This is a genomic window from Streptomyces sp. NBC_01261 (assembly GCF_036226385.1).
Lineage (GTDB): Bacteria > Actinomycetota > Actinomycetes > Streptomycetales > Streptomycetaceae > Streptomyces.
The window spans coordinates 4,906,563-4,920,209 of sequence record NZ_CP108463.1 but is presented as its reverse complement, the minus strand read 5'-3'; the positions used below and the strand labels follow the sequence as shown (position 1 = coordinate 4,920,209).

Below are 13,647 nucleotides of genomic sequence, written 5' to 3'. Positions count from 1 at the left end.
CGGAAGGGCCGTGCTTTCCCAGTAGGGAAGTTCCGTATATAGGACTTCTGTGTCGGTGAGAGCGCGACACACCCGACCGCGTGGGTCGGAGGAATCGCAGAGAGCAGAAGGACTTACCGGGGTGCAGAGCGTTACTAGAGACAGGACTACTGAGTAGCCATGGCGGGACAGAAGATCCGCATCCGGCTCAAGGCCTACGACCACGAGGTCATCGATTCCTCGGCGAAGAAGATCGTCGAGACGGTGACGCGCACTGGTGCGTCGGTCGCGGGCCCGGTGCCGCTGCCCACTGAGAAGAACGTGTACTGCGTCATCAAGTCGCCGCACAAGTACAAGGACTCGCGCGAGCACTTCGAGATGCGCACGCACAAGCGCCTGATCGACATCCTCGACCCCACCCCCAAGACCGTTGACTCTCTGATGCGACTCGACCTCCCGGCCGGTGTCGACATCGAGATCAAGCTCTAGGGGCCGGTGAGCTGAAGATGGCTAAGCAGATCAAGGGCATCCTGGGCGAGAAGCTCGGCATGACGCAGGTGTGGGACGAGAACAACCGTGTTGTTCCCGTCACCGTCGTCAAGGCCGGCCCCAACGTCGTGACCCAGGTCCGTACGAATGACTCCGACGGCTACGAGTCGGTCCAGATCGCCTTCGGCGAGATCGACCCGCGCAAGGTGAACAAGCCCCTCAAGGGTCACTTCGCCAAGGCCGACGTCACTCCCCGTCGTCACCTCGTCGAGATCCGTACCGCTGGTGCCAGCGAGTACACCCTCGGCCAGGAGATCACCGCCGCGACCTTCGAGGCCGGCGTCAAGGTGGACGTGACCGGCAAGAGCAAGGGCAAGGGCTTCGCCGGTGTCATGAAGCGTCACAACTTCCGTGGCCTCGGCGCCGGCCACGGTGTCCAGCGCAAGCACCGCTCTCCCGGCTCCATCGGTGGCTGTGCCACCCCTGGCCGTGTCTTCAAGGGCATGCGCATGGCGGGCCGTATGGGCAATGAGCGGGTCACCACCCAGAACCTGACCGTTCACGCTGTCGACGCGGAGAAGGGACTGCTCCTCATCAAGGGAGCCATCCCCGGTCCGAACGGCGGCCTCGTCCTGGTCCGTACCGCCGCCAAGGGGGCCTGACATGAGCACCATTGACATTCTGTCGCCCTCCGGCGACAACGCCGGGACCGTTGAGCTCCCGGCCGAGATCTTCGACGTAGAGAAGATCAGCATTCCGCTGCTTCACCAGGTCGTCGTCGCACAGCTGGCCGCCGCCCGTCAGGGCACGCACAAGGTCAAGCGTCGTGGCGAGGTCCGCGGTGGCGGTAGGAAGCCGTACCGCCAGAAGGGCACCGGCCGCGCCCGTCAGGGTTCGACCCGCGCCCCGCAGTTCGCCGGCGGTGGTGTCGTGCACGGCCCGACGCCGCGCGACTACTCGCAGCGGACCCCGAAGAAGATGAAGGCCGCGGCCCTGCGCCACGCCCTCACCGACCGGGCCCGCAACGCTCGCATCCACGTCATCACCGGCGTGATCGAGGGCGAGACCCCCTCCACCAAGGCCGCCCGGAGCTTCCTCGGCAAGGTCAGCGAGCGCAAGAACGTGCTCCTGGTCATCGAGCGCTCCGACGAGGCCGCGCTGCTTTCCGCGCGCAACCTGCCCCAGGTCCACATCCTGGAGCCGGGCCAGCTGAACACGTACGACGTTCTCGTCTCGGACGACGTGGTCTTCACCCAGGCCGCTTTCGAGTCCTTCGTGTCTGGCCCCCAGGCCGCTGACACCGAAGGGAGCGAAGCCTGATGGCTACGCGTCACCCGAGCATCGCCTCGAAGGCCGCCAAGGCCAAGAAGGTCGCGCGCATCGCCAAGGCGAAGCGCCACGAGACCGAGGGCAAGAACACCGTCGAGACGCCGATCAGCAAGTCGTTCACGGACCCCCGTGACGTGCTGCTGAAGCCGGTCGTCTCGGAGAAGAGCTACGCGCTCCTCGACGAGGGCAAGTACACCTTCATCGTGGCCCCGGGCGCCAACAAGACCCAGATCAAGCAGGCCGTCCAGGCGGTCTTCTCGGTCAAGGTCACCGGGGTCAACACGATCAACCGCCAGGGCAAGCGCAAGCGCACCAAGACCGGTTTCGGTCAGCGCGCGGGCTCCAAGCGCGCGATCGTGACCCTCGCTGAGGGCGACCGTATCGACATCTTCGGCGGTCCGGCCGCGTAAGCGGGTCGGATCGTCCGATATCGGACGAGGACTGAGAAATGGGAATCCGCAAGTACAAGCCGACTACGCCGGGCCGCCGTGGCTCCAGCGTCGCCGACTTCGTCGAGGTCACGCGGTCCACGCCGGAGAAGTCGCTGGTTCGCCCCCTGCACAGCAAGGGCGGCCGTAACAATTCCGGTCGTGTGACCGTTCGCCACCAGGGTGGCGGACACAAGCGCGCCTACCGCGTCATCGACTTCCGTCGCCATGACAAGGACGGCGTGCCGGCGAAGGTCGCGCACATCGAGTACGACCCCAACCGCACCGCGCGCATCGCGCTGCTGCACTACGCGGACGGCGAGAAGCGCTACATCCTCGCCCCCCGCAACCTGTCGCAGGGCGACCGCGTCGAGAACGGTCCCGGGGCCGACATCAAGCCGGGCAACAACCTGGCGCTCCGCAACATCCCGGTCGGTACCACGATCCACGCGATCGAGCTCCGTCCCGGTGGCGGCGCCAAGTTCGCCCGCTCCGCCGGTGCCTCGGTGCAGCTGCTCGCGAAGGAGGGCACCATGGCCCACCTCCGCATGCCCTCCGGTGAGATCCGCCTGGTCGACCAGCGCTGCCGCGCCACGGTCGGCGAGGTCGGCAACGCCGAGCAGAGCAACATCAACTGGGGCAAGGCAGGCCGCAAGCGCTGGCTGGGCGTCCGCCCGTCCGTCCGCGGTGTTGCGATGAACCCGGTCGACCACCCGCACGGTGGTGGTGAGGGCAAGACCTCCGGTGGTCGCCACCCGGTCTCCCCGTGGGGTCAGAAGGAGGGTCGTACTCGCTCGCCGAAGAAGGCATCGAGCAAGTACATCGTCCGCCGCCGCAAGACGAACAAGAAGCGCTAGGAGCGGGTTTAGATGCCGCGCAGTCTCAAGAAGGGGCCCTTCGTCGACGGCCACCTCATCAAGAAGGTGGACGTACAGAACGAGGCCGGCTCCAAGAACGTCATCAAGACCTGGTCCCGCCGCTCGATGATCGTCCCGGCCATGCTCGGCCACACGATCGCGGTGCACAATGGCAAGATCCACATCCCGGTGTTTGTCACCGAGTCGATGGTCGGCCACAAGCTCGGCGAGTTCTCGCCGACGCGCACCTTCCGGGGTCACGTCAAGGACGACCGGAAGTCGAAGCGCCGCTAGCGCGGGGTGACTGACCATGACAAACACTGAAGGGACAACCATGGAAGCCAGGGCCCAGGCGCGGTACATCCGCGTCACGCCCATGAAGGCCCGCCGCGTGGTGGACCTCATCCGTGGCATGGATGCCACGGAGGCTCAGGCGGTCCTGCGTTTCGCCCCGCAGGCCGCGAGCGTGCCGGTCGGCAAGGTGCTTGACAGCGCCATTGCCAACGCCGCGCACAACTACGACCACACCGACGCCGGCAGCCTCGTCATCTCCGAGGCCTACGTCGACGAGGGTCCGACCCTGAAGCGGTTCCGGCCGCGTGCCCAGGGCCGTGCCTACCGGATCCGCAAGCGGACCAGCCACATCACCGTGGTCGTCAGCAGCAAGGAAGGAACCCGGTAATGGGCCAGAAGGTTAACCCGCACGGGTTCCGGCTCGGCATCACCACGGACTTCAAGTCCCGGTGGTACGCCGACAAGCTGTACAAGGACTACGTCAAGGAAGACGTCGCCATCCGTCGGATGATGACGTCCGGCATGGAGCGCGCCGGCATCTCGAAGGTGGAGATCGAGCGCACCCGTGACCGCGTGCGTGTGGACATCCACACCGCTCGCCCGGGCATCGTCATCGGCCGCCGCGGCGCCGAGGCCGACCGCATCCGCGGCGACCTGGAGAAGCTGACCGGCAAGCAGGTCCAGCTGAACATCCTCGAGGTCAAGAACCCCGAGCTCGATGCCCAGCTGGTCGCCCAGGCCGTCGCCGAGCAGCTCTCCTCCCGCGTCTCCTTCCGTCGGGCCATGCGTAAGAGCATGCAGTCGTCGATGAAGGCCGGCGCCAAGGGCATCAAGATCCAGTGCGGCGGTCGCCTCGGCGGCGCCGAGATGTCCCGCTCGGAGTTCTACCGCGAGGGCCGCGTGCCCCTGCACACGCTCCGCGCGAACGTCGACTACGGCTTCTTCGAGGCCAAGACGACCTTCGGCCGTATCGGTGTGAAGGTCTGGATCTACAAGGGCGACGTCAAGAACATCGCCGAGGTCCGCGCCGAGAACGCCGCTGCCCGTGCGGGTAACCGCCCGGCTCGCGGTGGCGGCCCGGGCGGCGACCGCCCGGCCCGCGGCGGTGGCCGCGGTGGCGAGCGTGGCGGCCGCGGCCGCAAGCCGCAGCAGGCCGCTCCCGCTGCCGAGGCCCCCAAGGCCGAGGCTCCGGCGGCTGCCGCTCCGGTCGAGGCCGCGCCCTCTTCTACCGGTGGAACGGAGGCCTGACCGAAATGCTGATCCCCCGTAGGGTCAAGCACCGCAAGCAGCACCACCCCAAGCGCCGTGGTCAGGCCAAGGGCGGTACGCAGGTTTCGTTCGGCGAGTACGGCATTCAGGCCCTCACGCCGGCGTACGTGACGAACCGCCAGATCGAGGCCGCCCGTATCGCGATGACCCGCCACATCAAGCGTGGCGGCAAGGTCTGGATCAACATCTACCCGGACCGCCCGCTCACGAAGAAGCCCGCCGAGACCCGCATGGGTTCCGGTAAGGGTTCTCCCGAGTGGTGGATCGCGAACGTGCACCCGGGCCGGGTCATGTTCGAGCTGTCCTACCCCAACGAGAAGATCGCCCGTGAGGCCCTCACTCGCGCAGCGCACAAGCTGCCGATGAAGTGCCGGATCGTCAAGCGCGAGGCAGGTGAAGCGTGATGTCGGCCGGTACCAAGGCGTCCGAGCTGCGCGAACTGGGTGACGAGGAGCTTCTCAACAAGCTCCGCGAAGCCAAGGAAGAGCTGTTCAACCTCCGCTTCCAGGCGGCGACCGGTCAGCTCGAGAACCACGGTCGGCTCAAGGCCGTCCGGAAGGACATCGCGCGGATCTACACCCTGATGCGTGAGCGCGAGCTGGGCATCGAGACGGTGGAGAGCGCCTGATGAGCGAGAGCAACGTGACTGAAGAGCAGACCGCGAGCCGCGGCTTCCGCAAGACCCGTGAGGGTCTCGTCGTCAGCGACAAGATGGACAAGACCGTCGTCGTCGCCGTCGAGGACCGCGTGAAGCACGCGCTGTACGGCAAGGTCATCCGCCGTACGAACAAGCTCAAGGCCCATGACGAGCAGAACGCCGCTGGCGTCGGCGACCGCGTCCTCCTGATGGAGACGCGTCCGCTGTCCTCGACGAAGCGCTGGCGCATCGTCGAGATCCTCGAAAAGGCCAAGTAGGTAATTCCCGCAAGGGAATTCCAATGAATGCGGCCTGTGGGCAAACCCGCAGGTCAGTTCCGCCAGGCTCCGGGGGCCGTTCTCTGAACGGCCCCCGGGGAACCGGCAGACGATCAGGAGATAGACGTGATCCAGCAGGAGTCGCGACTGCGCGTCGCCGACAACACTGGTGCGAAGGAAATCCTTTGCATCCGTGTGCTCGGTGGCTCCGGTCGCCGCTACGCGGGCATCGGTGACGTCATCGTCGCCACCGTCAAGGACGCGATCCCCGGTGGCAACGTGAAGAAGGGTGACGTCGTCAAGGCGGTCATCGTTCGCACCGTGAAGGAGCGCCGCCGTCCGGACGGCTCGTACATCCGCTTCGACGAGAACGCCGCCGTCATTCTGAAGAACGACGGCGACCCTCGCGGCACCCGCATCTTCGGCCCGGTCGGGCGCGAGCTGCGCGAGAAGAAGTTCATGAAGATCATCTCGCTGGCTCCGGAGGTGCTGTAAGCATGAAGATCAAGAAGGGTGACACGGTTCAGGTCATCACCGGCAAGGACAAGGGCAAGCAGGGCAAGGTCATTGCGGCCTACCCCCGCGAGGACCGCGTCCTGGTCGAGGGTGTCAACCGGGTCAAGAAGCACACCAAGGCCGGCCCCACCGCCAAGGGTTCGCAGGCCGGCGGCATCGTCACGACCGAGGCGCCCGTCCACGTCTCCAACGTCCAGCTGGTCGTTGAGAAGGACGGCAACAAGGTTGTCACGCGTGTCGGTTACCGCTTCGACGACGAGGGCAACAAGGTTCGCGTTGCCAAGCGGACGGGTGAGGACATCTGATGACTACCACCACCAGCCCGCGTCTCAAGACGAAGTACCGCGACGAGATCGCGGGCAAGCTGCGTGAGGAGTTCTCCTACGAGAACGTCATGCAGATCCCCGGCCTCGTCAAGATCGTGGTGAACATGGGTGTCGGCGACGCCGCCCGTGACTCCAAGCTCATGGACGGTGCCGTCCGTGACCTGACCACGATCACCGGTCAGAAGCCGGCCATCACCAAGGCCCGCAAGTCCATCGCGCAGTTCAAGCTGCGCGAGGGTCAGCCGATCGGTGCCCACGTCACGCTCCGTGGCGACCGCATGTGGGAGTTCCTGGACCGCACCCTGTCGCTCGCGCTTCCGCGCATCCGCGACTTCCGCGGTCTGTCTCCCAAGCAGTTCGACGGTCGTGGCAACTACACCTTCGGTCTCACCGAGCAGGTCATGTTCCACGAGATCGACCAGGACAAGATCGACCGCGTCCGGGGTATGGACATCACCGTGGTGACCACGGCGACCAACGACGCCGAAGGCCGTGCCCTTCTCCGTCACCTCGGCTTCCCCTTCAAGGAGGCGTAAGCGAGATGGCGAAGAAGGCTCTGATTGCCAAGGCTGCTCGTAAGCCCAAGTTCGGAGTACGTGGCTACACGCGCTGCCAGCGCTGCGGCCGTCCGCACTCCGTGTACCGCAAGTTCGGCCTGTGCCGCGTCTGCCTTCGTGAGATGGCTCACCGTGGCGAGCTGCCGGGCGTGACCAAGAGCTCCTGGTAGTCCGGTAGTTCCGGACTCCCGAAGCTCTCGGTAAGCAGAGGGCACGGTCAGGTGCCCACCTCTCCATGGCATAGGCTAGGAGGGTTGGGCGCCTGATTGCCGCCCATACGACTTACTACGCCGTAGGTCCACCGCACCGCACCCGCCTCGTCTCGGATCGAGGAGAGGGATGGGCACCTGGAAACCCCGGCGAGAGAGGCCGAAGGCCAATTCATGACCATGACTGATCCGATCGCAGACATGCTTACGCGTCTGCGGAACGCGAACTCGGCATACCACGACTCCGTGACGATGCCGGCATCGAAGATCAAGTCGCACATCGCGGAGATCCTCCAGCAGGAGGGCTTCATCACGGGCTGGAAGATCGAGGACGCCGAGGTCGGCAAGAACCTCGTCCTTGAGCTGAAGTTCGGCCCGAACCGTGAGCGCTCCATCGCGGGCATCAAGCGGATCTCCAAGCCCGGTCTCCGGGTGTACGCGAAGTCCACCTCCCTGCCCAAGGTGCTCGGTGGCCTCGGCGTGGCGATCATCTCCACGTCGCACGGTCTCCTCACTGGACAGCAGGCCGGCAAGAAGGGCGTAGGCGGAGAAGTTCTCGCCTACGTCTGGTAGCGGAAGGGAAACGGAAGAAGCTATGTCGCGTATTGGCAAGCTCCCCATCACGGTTCCCGCCGGCGTGGACGTCACCATCGACGGCCGTACGGTCTCGGTCAAGGGCCCCAAGGGCTCGCTGACCCACACCGTCGCTGCGCCGATCGACATCGCCAAGGGTGAGGACGGCGTGCTCAGCGTCACCCGCCCCAACGACGAGCGTCAGAACAAGGCCCTGCACGGCCTGTCCCGCACGCTGGTGGCGAACATGATCACCGGCGTGACCGAGGGTTACGTGAAGAAGCTCGAAATCAGTGGTGTCGGTTACCGCGTCGCGGCCAAGGGTTCCACCCTTGAGTTCGCGCTCGGCTACAGCCACTCGATCACGGTCGAGGCGCCCGAGGGCATCTCGTTCAAGGTCGAGAACCCGACGCACTTCTCGGTCGAGGGCATCGACAAGCAGAAGGTCGGCGAGGTTGCGGCCAACATCCGCAAGCTGCGCAAGCCCGACCCGTACAAGGCCAAGGGCGTCAAGTACGAGGGCGAAGTCATCCGGCGCAAGGTCGGAAAGGCGGGTAAGTAAGCCATGGCATACGGTACGAAGATCGCTAAGGGCGACGCTTACAAGCGTGCTGCCATCAAGCGTCGTCACATCCGCATCCGGAAGCACATCTCCGGTACGGCTGAGCGTCCGCGCCTGGTCGTGACCCGCTCCAACCGCCACATCGTGGCCCAGGTCATCGACGACATCAAGGGTCACACCCTGGCGTCGGCGTCGACCCTGGACACCTCGATCCGCGGCGGCGAGAGCGACAAGTCCGCGCAGGCCAAGTCGGTCGGCGCCCTGGTCGCCGAGCGCGCCAAGGCCGCCGGTGTCGAGGCTGTCGTATTCGACCGCGGCGGCAATCAGTACGCGGGGCGCATCGCCGCCCTGGCGGACGCCGCCCGCGAAGCCGGACTGAAGTTCTAGTCGCTTCCGTAGCTAGCGGAAAGAGAGAGGTAATCCAATGGCTGGACCCCAGCGCCGTGGAAGCGGTGCCGGTGGCGGCGAGCGGCGGGACCGGAAGGGCCGTGACGGCGGCGCTGCTGCCGCCGAGAAGACCGCGTACGTTGAGCGCGTAGTCGCGATCAACCGCGTCGCCAAGGTTGTCAAGGGTGGTCGTCGCTTCAGCTTCACCGCGCTCGTCGTGGTGGGCGACGGTGACGGCACCGTCGGTGTCGGTTACGGCAAGGCCAAGGAGGTGCCGGCCGCGATCGCCAAGGGTGTTGAAGAGGCCAAGAAGCACTTCTTCAAGGTCCCCCGTATCCAGGGCACCATCCCGCACCCGATCACGGGCGAGAAGGCCGCGGGCGTCGTCCTGCTCAAGCCTGCTTCCCCCGGTACCGGCGTCATCGCCGGTGGCCCGGTGCGAGCTGTCCTGGAGTGCGCCGGCGTTCACGACATCCTGTCGAAGTCGCTCGGCTCGTCCAACGCGATCAACATCGTGCACGCGACCGTGGCGGCCCTCAAGGGCCTGCAGCGTCCCGAGGAGATCGCGGCCCGCCGCGGTCTGCCCCTTGAGGACGTCGCTCCCGCGGCTCTCCTTCGTGCACGTGCCGGGGCGGGTGCGTAATGGCTCGCCTCAAGGTCACGCAGACGAAGTCGTACATCGGCAGCAAGCAGAACCACCGTGACACCCTGCGCTCCCTTGGTCTCAAGGGCATCAACACGCAGGTCGTCAAGGAGGACCGCCCCGAGTTCCGCGGAATGGTGCACACCGTCCGCCACCTCGTGACGGTTGAGGAGGTCGACTGATCATGGCGGAGAACAACCCGCTCAAGATCCACAACCTCCGTCCCGCCCCGGGCGCCAAGACCGCCAAGACCCGTGTGGGTCGTGGTGAGGCGTCGAAGGGTAAGACGGCTGGTCGTGGTACCAAGGGCACGAAGGCCCGTTACCAGGTTCCGGCGCGTTTCGAGGGTGGCCAGATGCCCCTCCACATGCGTCTCCCGAAGCTGAAGGGCTTCCGGAACCCGTTCAAGACCGAGTTCCAGGTCGTGAACCTCGACAAGCTGGCGTCCCTGTACCCGGAGGGTGGCGAGGTCACCGTAGAGGGTCTCGTCGCCAACGGTGCGGTTCGCAAGAACAGCCTCGTCAAGGTCCTCGGCCAGGGCGAGATCTCCGTGGCGCTGCAGGTTTCGGTTGACGCCGTCTCCGGCTCCGCCAAGGAGAAGATCACTGCCGCGGGCGGTACGGTCACCGAGCTCGTCTGATTTTTCGGACCGAGCCTGACCGACGTCAGCATCAGCGGCCGGGGTCGGCCCTCTCTGGAGGGTCGGCCCCGGCCGTTTTTTCAGTAGTCGTGACTCATGGGACGTTCGATCGGTATCCCCTGGGGGCGTTGATGTAGGTAGGCTGTGCGGCTGGTACCCAGCGTCGTCTTGGCATGCCGTAATCTCGTTCCACAGGCCATCAACCACACTTAGTCGTCACCTCACGCGCGTACACGCGGGGGTCGCAGGAGGCACCGTGCTCACCGCGTTCGCCCGGGCGTTCAGGACACCCGACCTGCGCAAGAAGCTGCTCTTCACGCTCGGGATCATCGTGGTGTACCGCGTCGGTACGCACATCCCGATCCCGGGCGTCGATTACAAGAGCGTCCAGACCTGTATCGACGTCTCGAACGGCAACCAGGGTCTGTTCGGTCTGGTCAACATGTTCAGCGGTGGCGCGCTGCTCCAGATCACGATCTTCGCGCTCGGCATCATGCCGTACATCACGGCGAGCATCATTCTGCAGCTGCTGACCGTGGTGATCCCGCGTCTGGAGGCCCTCAAGAAGGAGGGGCAGGCCGGTACGTCGAAGATCACGCAGTACACGCGTTATCTGACCGTGGCGCTCGCCATCCTCCAGGGCACCGGTCTGGTGGCCACCGCCCGCAGCGGCGCCCTCTTCTCGGGCTGCCCGGCGGCGAATCAGATCGTCCCGGACCAGTCGATCTTCACCACCGTCACCATGGTGGTCTGCATGACCGCCGGCACCTGCGTCGTGATGTGGCTCGGCGAGCTCATCACCGACCGCGGTATCGGCAACGGCATGTCGATCCTCATGTTCATCTCGATCGCCGCGACCTTCCCGTCCGCTCTGTGGGCCATCAAGAAGCAGGGCACGCTGGCCGGCGGCTGGATCGAGTTCGGCACCGTGATCCTCGTCGGCCTGGTGATGGTCGGCCTCGTGGTCTTCGTCGAGCAGGCGCAGCGCAGGATCCCGGTCCAGTACGCGAAGCGCATGATCGGCCGCCGTTCCTACGGCGGTACGTCGACCTACATCCCGCTGAAGGTCAATCAGGCCGGTGTGATTCCGGTCATCTTCGCGTCGTCGCTGCTCTACATCCCGGCTCTGGTCGCTCAGTTCTCCGGCGGTACGTCCACCTGGAAGACCTGGATCCAGACCAACCTGACCAAGGGTGACCACCCGATCTACCTGGTCAGCTACTTCCTTCTGATCGTTTTCTTCGCGTTCTTCTACGTGGCGATCTCGTTCAACCCCGAGGAAGTCGCGGACAACATGAAGAAGTATGGTGGCTTCATCCCGGGCATCCGGGCTGGCCGGCCCACCGCTGAGTACCTGAGTTACGTACTCAACCGGATCACCTGGCCGGGTTCGCTGTATCTGGGTCTGATCGCTCTCGTACCGACGATGGCGTTGGTCGGTTTCAACGCAAGCGGCAACTTCCCGTTCGGCGGGACCAGCATCCTGATCATCGTGGGTGTCGGTCTTGAGACGGTGAAGCAGATCGAGAGCCAGCTCCAGCAGCGCAATTACGAAGGGTTCCTCCGCTGATGCGAATCGTCCTCGTCGGGCCGCCGGGTGCCGGTAAGGGAACGCAGGCTGTGCGTCTCGCCAAGACGCTGCACATCCCGCACATCTCCACGGGCGACCTCTTCCGTGCCAACATCAGTCAGGCCACGGAACTCGGCAAACTGGCGAAGTCCTACATGGACGCGGGCAACCTGGTCCCGGACGAGGTCACCATCGCGATGGCCAAGGACCGCATGGAGCAGCCGGACGCCGTCAACGGCTTTCTGCTGGACGGTTTCCCGCGCAATGTGTCGCAGGCCGAGGCGCTGGACGAGCTGCTGAAGACCGAGGACATCAAGCTGGACGCGGTCCTCGACCTGGAGGTCTCCGAGGACGAGGTGGTCAAGCGCATCGCCGGCCGCCGCATCTGCCGCAAGGACTCCAGTCACGTCTTCCACGTGACGTACAGCCCGGCGAAGCAGGACGGCGTCTGTGACGTCTGCGGCGGCGAGCTGTACCAGCGCGACGACGACTCCGAGGACACGGTCCGCACCCGGCTGGAGGTCTACCACACGCAGACCGAGCCGATCATCGACTACTACAAGGCCCAGGGCCTGGTGGTCACGATCTCCTCGCTCGGTCCCGTGGACGAGATCACGCAGCGGGCGCTGGACGCGCTGCAGCGCGAGGACGAGAGCGCGAAGTAGTCATCCGACAGATCCGGCCGCGGTGCCCGCAGGGGTGCCGCGGTCGTACTGTTGTGTACAGCCTTTTTGTGTACGGCCTTTGTGTACGGCCATTCCTTTGTGTCGCGGAAGACGGAGAGCGCAGGCCCCCATGGTGCAGATCAAGACCCCCGAGCAGATCGCCAAGATGCGCGAGGCGGGGCTGGTCGTCGCCGCGATCCACGCGGCCACGCGTGAGGCGGCCGTGCCCGGCGCCAGCACGAAGGATCTGGACGAGGTCGCCCGCAAGGTCCTCGCCGACCACGACGCGAAGCCGAACTTCCTCGGCTACGGCGGCTTCCCCGCGACGATCTGCACCTCGGTGAACGAGGTCGTCGTCCACGGCATCCCGTCCGAGGACGTGGTGCTGAAGGACGGCGACATCATCTCCATCGACTGCGGCGCGATCATCGACGGCTGGCACGGCGACGCGGCGTACACGGCGTTCGTCGGCTCGGGGCACGCTCCGGAGCTTCTTGAGCTGTCGCGGGTGACCGAGGGGTCGATGTGGGCCGGGATCGCCGCGATGAAGCTCGGCAACCGGCTCGTGGACATCTCCCGGGCCATCGAGACGTACATCCGTCGGCAGCCGAAGCCGGGTGGGGGCAAGTACGGGATCGTCGAGGACTACGGCGGTCACGGCATCGGTACCGAGATGCACATGGATCCGCACCTGTTGAACTACGTCGAGAAGCGGCGGGGCAAGGGGCCGAAGCTGGTGCCGGGGTTCTGCCTGGCGATCGAGCCCATGGTGTCCCTGGGTACACCTAAGACCGAGGTGCTTTCCGACGACTGGACGGTCATTACGACCGACGGGACGTGGTCCTCGCACTGGGAGCACTCGGTTGCTCTGACCGAGGAGGGGCCGCTTGTGCTCACGGCTCCTGATGGTGGTAAGGCGAAGCTGGCCGAGTATGGAATCACGGCCGCGCCGGATCCGCTCGCGTAGTTCTCTGTCCGCAGGCCCGGTGGGGGCTGATCGCGCCCACGCGGCGGAGCCGCGAATGGCACAGCCCCGCGCCCCCAAAAGCCCTCCGCATGCTTAGTGATCTCCGCTCCGGGGCATCCTTCCTCGATTCGTCTTTCCGAGTGGCCTGACGTAGACTGACTCGTCGGCTCTCGTGCACCCGCATGTCCGCATGCACCCCGCAAGGGGAACGCACCGAGTCGATCAAGGTAGTCGATTCGAAGGGCGAAGCGTGGCCAAGAAGCAAGGTGCCATCGAGATCGAAGGCACTGTCGTCGAGTCTCTCCCGAACGCCATGTTCAAGGTGGAGCTCCAGAACGGCCACCAGGTCCTGGCACACATCAGCGGCAAGATGCGTATGCACTACATCCGCATCCTCCCTGACGACCGGGTCGTGGTGGAGCTGTCTCCGTACGACCTGACGCGTGGCCGGATCGTCTACCGCTACAAGTAG

At 65.5% G+C, this 13,647-nt stretch carries 25 protein-coding genes; all 25 read left to right on the top strand.

The features are described from left to right. The first annotated feature begins 159 nt into the window (after positions 1-159). A complete protein-coding gene (rpsJ, locus tag OG226_RS21455; RefSeq protein WP_003948644.1) occupies positions 160-468 on the top strand; it encodes a 30S ribosomal protein S10 in 309 nt (102 codons plus the stop codon). Between the two features lie 17 nt (positions 469-485). Beyond that, a complete protein-coding gene (gene rplC / locus OG226_RS21450; RefSeq protein WP_328680119.1) occupies positions 486-1,130 on the top strand; it encodes a 50S ribosomal protein L3 in 645 nt (214 codons plus the stop codon). 1 nt (position 1,131) lies between these two features. Beyond that, positions 1,132-1,788, top strand: coding sequence for a 50S ribosomal protein L4 (gene rplD, locus OG226_RS21445; RefSeq protein WP_328680117.1), 657 nt, complete (start codon positions 1,132-1,134; stop codon positions 1,786-1,788). Next, positions 1,788-2,207: a 50S ribosomal protein L23 gene (gene rplW / locus OG226_RS21440; protein ID WP_200681734.1), complete on the top strand. Its 420-nt coding sequence runs from the start codon at positions 1,788-1,790 to the stop codon at positions 2,205-2,207. Before rplD ends, rplW begins: the two co-directional genes overlap by 1 nt. 38 nt (positions 2,208-2,245) lie before the next feature. Then, positions 2,246-3,082, top strand: a complete 837-nt coding sequence (gene rplB / locus OG226_RS21435) for a 50S ribosomal protein L2 (protein WP_327401914.1) — start codon at positions 2,246-2,248, stop codon at positions 3,080-3,082. A gap of 12 nt (positions 3,083-3,094) precedes the next feature. Next, positions 3,095-3,376 carry a 30S ribosomal protein S19 gene (rpsS, locus tag OG226_RS21430; protein WP_328680113.1) on the top strand — a complete coding sequence of 94 codons (282 nt, stop codon included), beginning with the start codon at positions 3,095-3,097 and terminating at the stop codon, positions 3,374-3,376. Positions 3,377-3,416: 40 nt separating this feature from the next. Further along, positions 3,417-3,764, top strand: a complete 348-nt coding sequence (rplV, locus tag OG226_RS21425) for a 50S ribosomal protein L22 (protein ID WP_006604878.1) — start codon at positions 3,417-3,419, stop codon at positions 3,762-3,764. Beyond that, positions 3,764-4,624 carry a 30S ribosomal protein S3 gene (rpsC, locus tag OG226_RS21420; protein WP_327401913.1) on the top strand — a complete coding sequence of 287 codons (861 nt, stop codon included), beginning with the start codon at positions 3,764-3,766 and terminating at the stop codon, positions 4,622-4,624. Before rplV ends, rpsC begins: the two co-directional genes overlap by 1 nt. Positions 4,625-4,629: 5 nt before the next feature. Next, a complete protein-coding gene (gene rplP / locus OG226_RS21415; protein ID WP_010986348.1) occupies positions 4,630-5,049 on the top strand; it encodes a 50S ribosomal protein L16 in 420 nt (139 codons plus the stop codon). Then, positions 5,049-5,273, top strand: a complete 225-nt coding sequence (gene rpmC, locus OG226_RS21410; protein WP_005481220.1) for a 50S ribosomal protein L29 — start codon at positions 5,049-5,051, stop codon at positions 5,271-5,273. Before rplP ends, rpmC begins: the two co-directional genes overlap by 1 nt. After that, positions 5,273-5,560, top strand: coding sequence for a 30S ribosomal protein S17 (gene rpsQ / locus OG226_RS21405; RefSeq protein ID WP_019055521.1), 288 nt, complete (start codon positions 5,273-5,275; stop codon positions 5,558-5,560). The genes rpmC and rpsQ overlap by 1 nt, the downstream gene beginning before the upstream one ends. A gap of 126 nt (positions 5,561-5,686) precedes the next feature. Further along, positions 5,687-6,055 (top strand): 50S ribosomal protein L14, encoded by a 369-nt coding sequence (gene rplN / locus OG226_RS21400; RefSeq protein WP_003998823.1) that lies wholly within the window; start codon positions 5,687-5,689, stop codon positions 6,053-6,055. 2 nt (positions 6,056-6,057) lie between these two features. Further along, positions 6,058-6,381 carry a 50S ribosomal protein L24 gene (gene rplX, locus OG226_RS21395; RefSeq protein WP_019055522.1) on the top strand — a complete coding sequence of 108 codons (324 nt, stop codon included), beginning with the start codon at positions 6,058-6,060 and terminating at the stop codon, positions 6,379-6,381. Continuing rightward, complete coding sequence (gene rplE / locus OG226_RS21390) at positions 6,381-6,938, top strand: 50S ribosomal protein L5 (RefSeq protein WP_328680109.1); 558 nt, start codon at positions 6,381-6,383, stop codon at positions 6,936-6,938. Before rplX ends, rplE begins: the two co-directional genes overlap by 1 nt. A gap of 5 nt (positions 6,939-6,943) precedes the next feature. Then, positions 6,944-7,129 carry a type Z 30S ribosomal protein S14 gene (locus OG226_RS21385; protein ID WP_003948630.1) on the top strand — a complete coding sequence of 62 codons (186 nt, stop codon included), beginning with the start codon at positions 6,944-6,946 and terminating at the stop codon, positions 7,127-7,129. Between the two features lie 213 nt (positions 7,130-7,342). Continuing rightward, a complete protein-coding gene (gene rpsH, locus OG226_RS21380) occupies positions 7,343-7,741 on the top strand; it encodes a 30S ribosomal protein S8 (RefSeq protein ID WP_266769350.1) in 399 nt (132 codons plus the stop codon). Between the two features lie 22 nt (positions 7,742-7,763). Then, complete coding sequence (gene rplF / locus OG226_RS21375) at positions 7,764-8,303, top strand: 50S ribosomal protein L6 (RefSeq protein ID WP_019055525.1); 540 nt, start codon at positions 7,764-7,766, stop codon at positions 8,301-8,303. Between the two features lie 3 nt (positions 8,304-8,306). Beyond that, positions 8,307-8,690 (top strand): 50S ribosomal protein L18, encoded by a 384-nt coding sequence (rplR, locus tag OG226_RS21370; protein ID WP_019055526.1) that lies wholly within the window; start codon positions 8,307-8,309, stop codon positions 8,688-8,690. 37 nt (positions 8,691-8,727) lie between these two features. Continuing rightward, complete coding sequence (gene rpsE / locus OG226_RS21365; protein ID WP_006376045.1) at positions 8,728-9,333, top strand: 30S ribosomal protein S5; 606 nt, start codon at positions 8,728-8,730, stop codon at positions 9,331-9,333. Continuing rightward, positions 9,333-9,515 carry a 50S ribosomal protein L30 gene (gene rpmD / locus OG226_RS21360; RefSeq protein WP_055553514.1) on the top strand — a complete coding sequence of 61 codons (183 nt, stop codon included), beginning with the start codon at positions 9,333-9,335 and terminating at the stop codon, positions 9,513-9,515. The genes rpsE and rpmD overlap by 1 nt, the downstream gene beginning before the upstream one ends. Before the next feature lie 2 nt (positions 9,516-9,517). Next, a complete protein-coding gene (gene rplO, locus OG226_RS21355; RefSeq protein ID WP_328680097.1) occupies positions 9,518-9,973 on the top strand; it encodes a 50S ribosomal protein L15 in 456 nt (151 codons plus the stop codon). 256 nt (positions 9,974-10,229) lie between these two features. Beyond that, the gene (secY, locus tag OG226_RS21350) at positions 10,230-11,543 is read left to right on the top strand and encodes a preprotein translocase subunit SecY (RefSeq protein WP_328680096.1); all 1,314 of its coding nucleotides are present in this window, start codon (positions 10,230-10,232) and stop codon (positions 11,541-11,543) included. Then, positions 11,543-12,208, top strand: a complete 666-nt coding sequence (locus OG226_RS21345) for an adenylate kinase (protein ID WP_328680095.1) — start codon at positions 11,543-11,545, stop codon at positions 12,206-12,208. The genes secY and OG226_RS21345 overlap by 1 nt, the downstream gene beginning before the upstream one ends. 130 nt (positions 12,209-12,338) lie before the next feature. Continuing rightward, entirely contained in the window at positions 12,339-13,175 is an 837-nt protein-coding gene (gene map / locus OG226_RS21340; RefSeq protein WP_328680094.1) for a type I methionyl aminopeptidase, read from the top strand. A gap of 250 nt (positions 13,176-13,425) precedes the next feature. After that, positions 13,426-13,647, top strand: a complete 222-nt coding sequence (gene infA / locus OG226_RS21335) for a translation initiation factor IF-1 (protein WP_003948620.1) — start codon at positions 13,426-13,428, stop codon at positions 13,645-13,647.

What these genes read in the sequence shown, in the direction of transcription:
- rpsS (WP_328680113.1), top strand. Translation starts at nt 3,095, where the DNA reads ATGCCGCGCAGTCTCAAGAAGGGGCCCTTCGTCGACGGCCACCTCATC.
- rplO (WP_328680097.1), top strand. Translation starts at nt 9,518, where the DNA reads ATGGCGGAGAACAACCCGCTCAAGATCCACAACCTCCGTCCCGCCCCG.
- rplC (WP_328680119.1), top strand. Translation starts at nt 486, where the DNA reads ATGGCTAAGCAGATCAAGGGCATCCTGGGCGAGAAGCTCGGCATGACG.
- rpsH (WP_266769350.1), top strand. Translation starts at nt 7,343, where the DNA reads ATGACCATGACTGATCCGATCGCAGACATGCTTACGCGTCTGCGGAAC.
- rplR (WP_019055526.1), top strand. Translation starts at nt 8,307, where the DNA reads ATGGCATACGGTACGAAGATCGCTAAGGGCGACGCTTACAAGCGTGCT.
- rplW (WP_200681734.1), top strand. Translation starts at nt 1,788, where the DNA reads ATGGCTACGCGTCACCCGAGCATCGCCTCGAAGGCCGCCAAGGCCAAG.
- rpsC (WP_327401913.1), top strand. Translation starts at nt 3,764, where the DNA reads ATGGGCCAGAAGGTTAACCCGCACGGGTTCCGGCTCGGCATCACCACG.
- rplD (WP_328680117.1), top strand. Translation starts at nt 1,132, where the DNA reads ATGAGCACCATTGACATTCTGTCGCCCTCCGGCGACAACGCCGGGACC.
- rpmD (WP_055553514.1), top strand. Translation starts at nt 9,333, where the DNA reads ATGGCTCGCCTCAAGGTCACGCAGACGAAGTCGTACATCGGCAGCAAG.
- rpsQ (WP_019055521.1), top strand. Translation starts at nt 5,273, where the DNA reads ATGAGCGAGAGCAACGTGACTGAAGAGCAGACCGCGAGCCGCGGCTTC.
- rplP (WP_010986348.1), top strand. Translation starts at nt 4,630, where the DNA reads ATGCTGATCCCCCGTAGGGTCAAGCACCGCAAGCAGCACCACCCCAAG.
- OG226_RS21345 (WP_328680095.1), top strand. Translation starts at nt 11,543, where the DNA reads ATGCGAATCGTCCTCGTCGGGCCGCCGGGTGCCGGTAAGGGAACGCAG.
- rplB (WP_327401914.1), top strand. Translation starts at nt 2,246, where the DNA reads ATGGGAATCCGCAAGTACAAGCCGACTACGCCGGGCCGCCGTGGCTCC.
- rplV (WP_006604878.1), top strand. Translation starts at nt 3,417, where the DNA reads ATGGAAGCCAGGGCCCAGGCGCGGTACATCCGCGTCACGCCCATGAAG.
- rpmC (WP_005481220.1), top strand. Translation starts at nt 5,049, where the DNA reads ATGTCGGCCGGTACCAAGGCGTCCGAGCTGCGCGAACTGGGTGACGAG.
- rpsJ (WP_003948644.1), top strand. Translation starts at nt 160, where the DNA reads ATGGCGGGACAGAAGATCCGCATCCGGCTCAAGGCCTACGACCACGAG.
- rplX (WP_019055522.1), top strand. Translation starts at nt 6,058, where the DNA reads ATGAAGATCAAGAAGGGTGACACGGTTCAGGTCATCACCGGCAAGGAC.
- rplF (WP_019055525.1), top strand. Translation starts at nt 7,764, where the DNA reads ATGTCGCGTATTGGCAAGCTCCCCATCACGGTTCCCGCCGGCGTGGAC.
- map (WP_328680094.1), top strand. Translation starts at nt 12,339, where the DNA reads ATGGTGCAGATCAAGACCCCCGAGCAGATCGCCAAGATGCGCGAGGCG.
- OG226_RS21385 (WP_003948630.1), top strand. Translation starts at nt 6,944, where the DNA reads ATGGCGAAGAAGGCTCTGATTGCCAAGGCTGCTCGTAAGCCCAAGTTC.
- rpsE (WP_006376045.1), top strand. Translation starts at nt 8,728, where the DNA reads ATGGCTGGACCCCAGCGCCGTGGAAGCGGTGCCGGTGGCGGCGAGCGG.
- rplE (WP_328680109.1), top strand. Translation starts at nt 6,381, where the DNA reads ATGACTACCACCACCAGCCCGCGTCTCAAGACGAAGTACCGCGACGAG.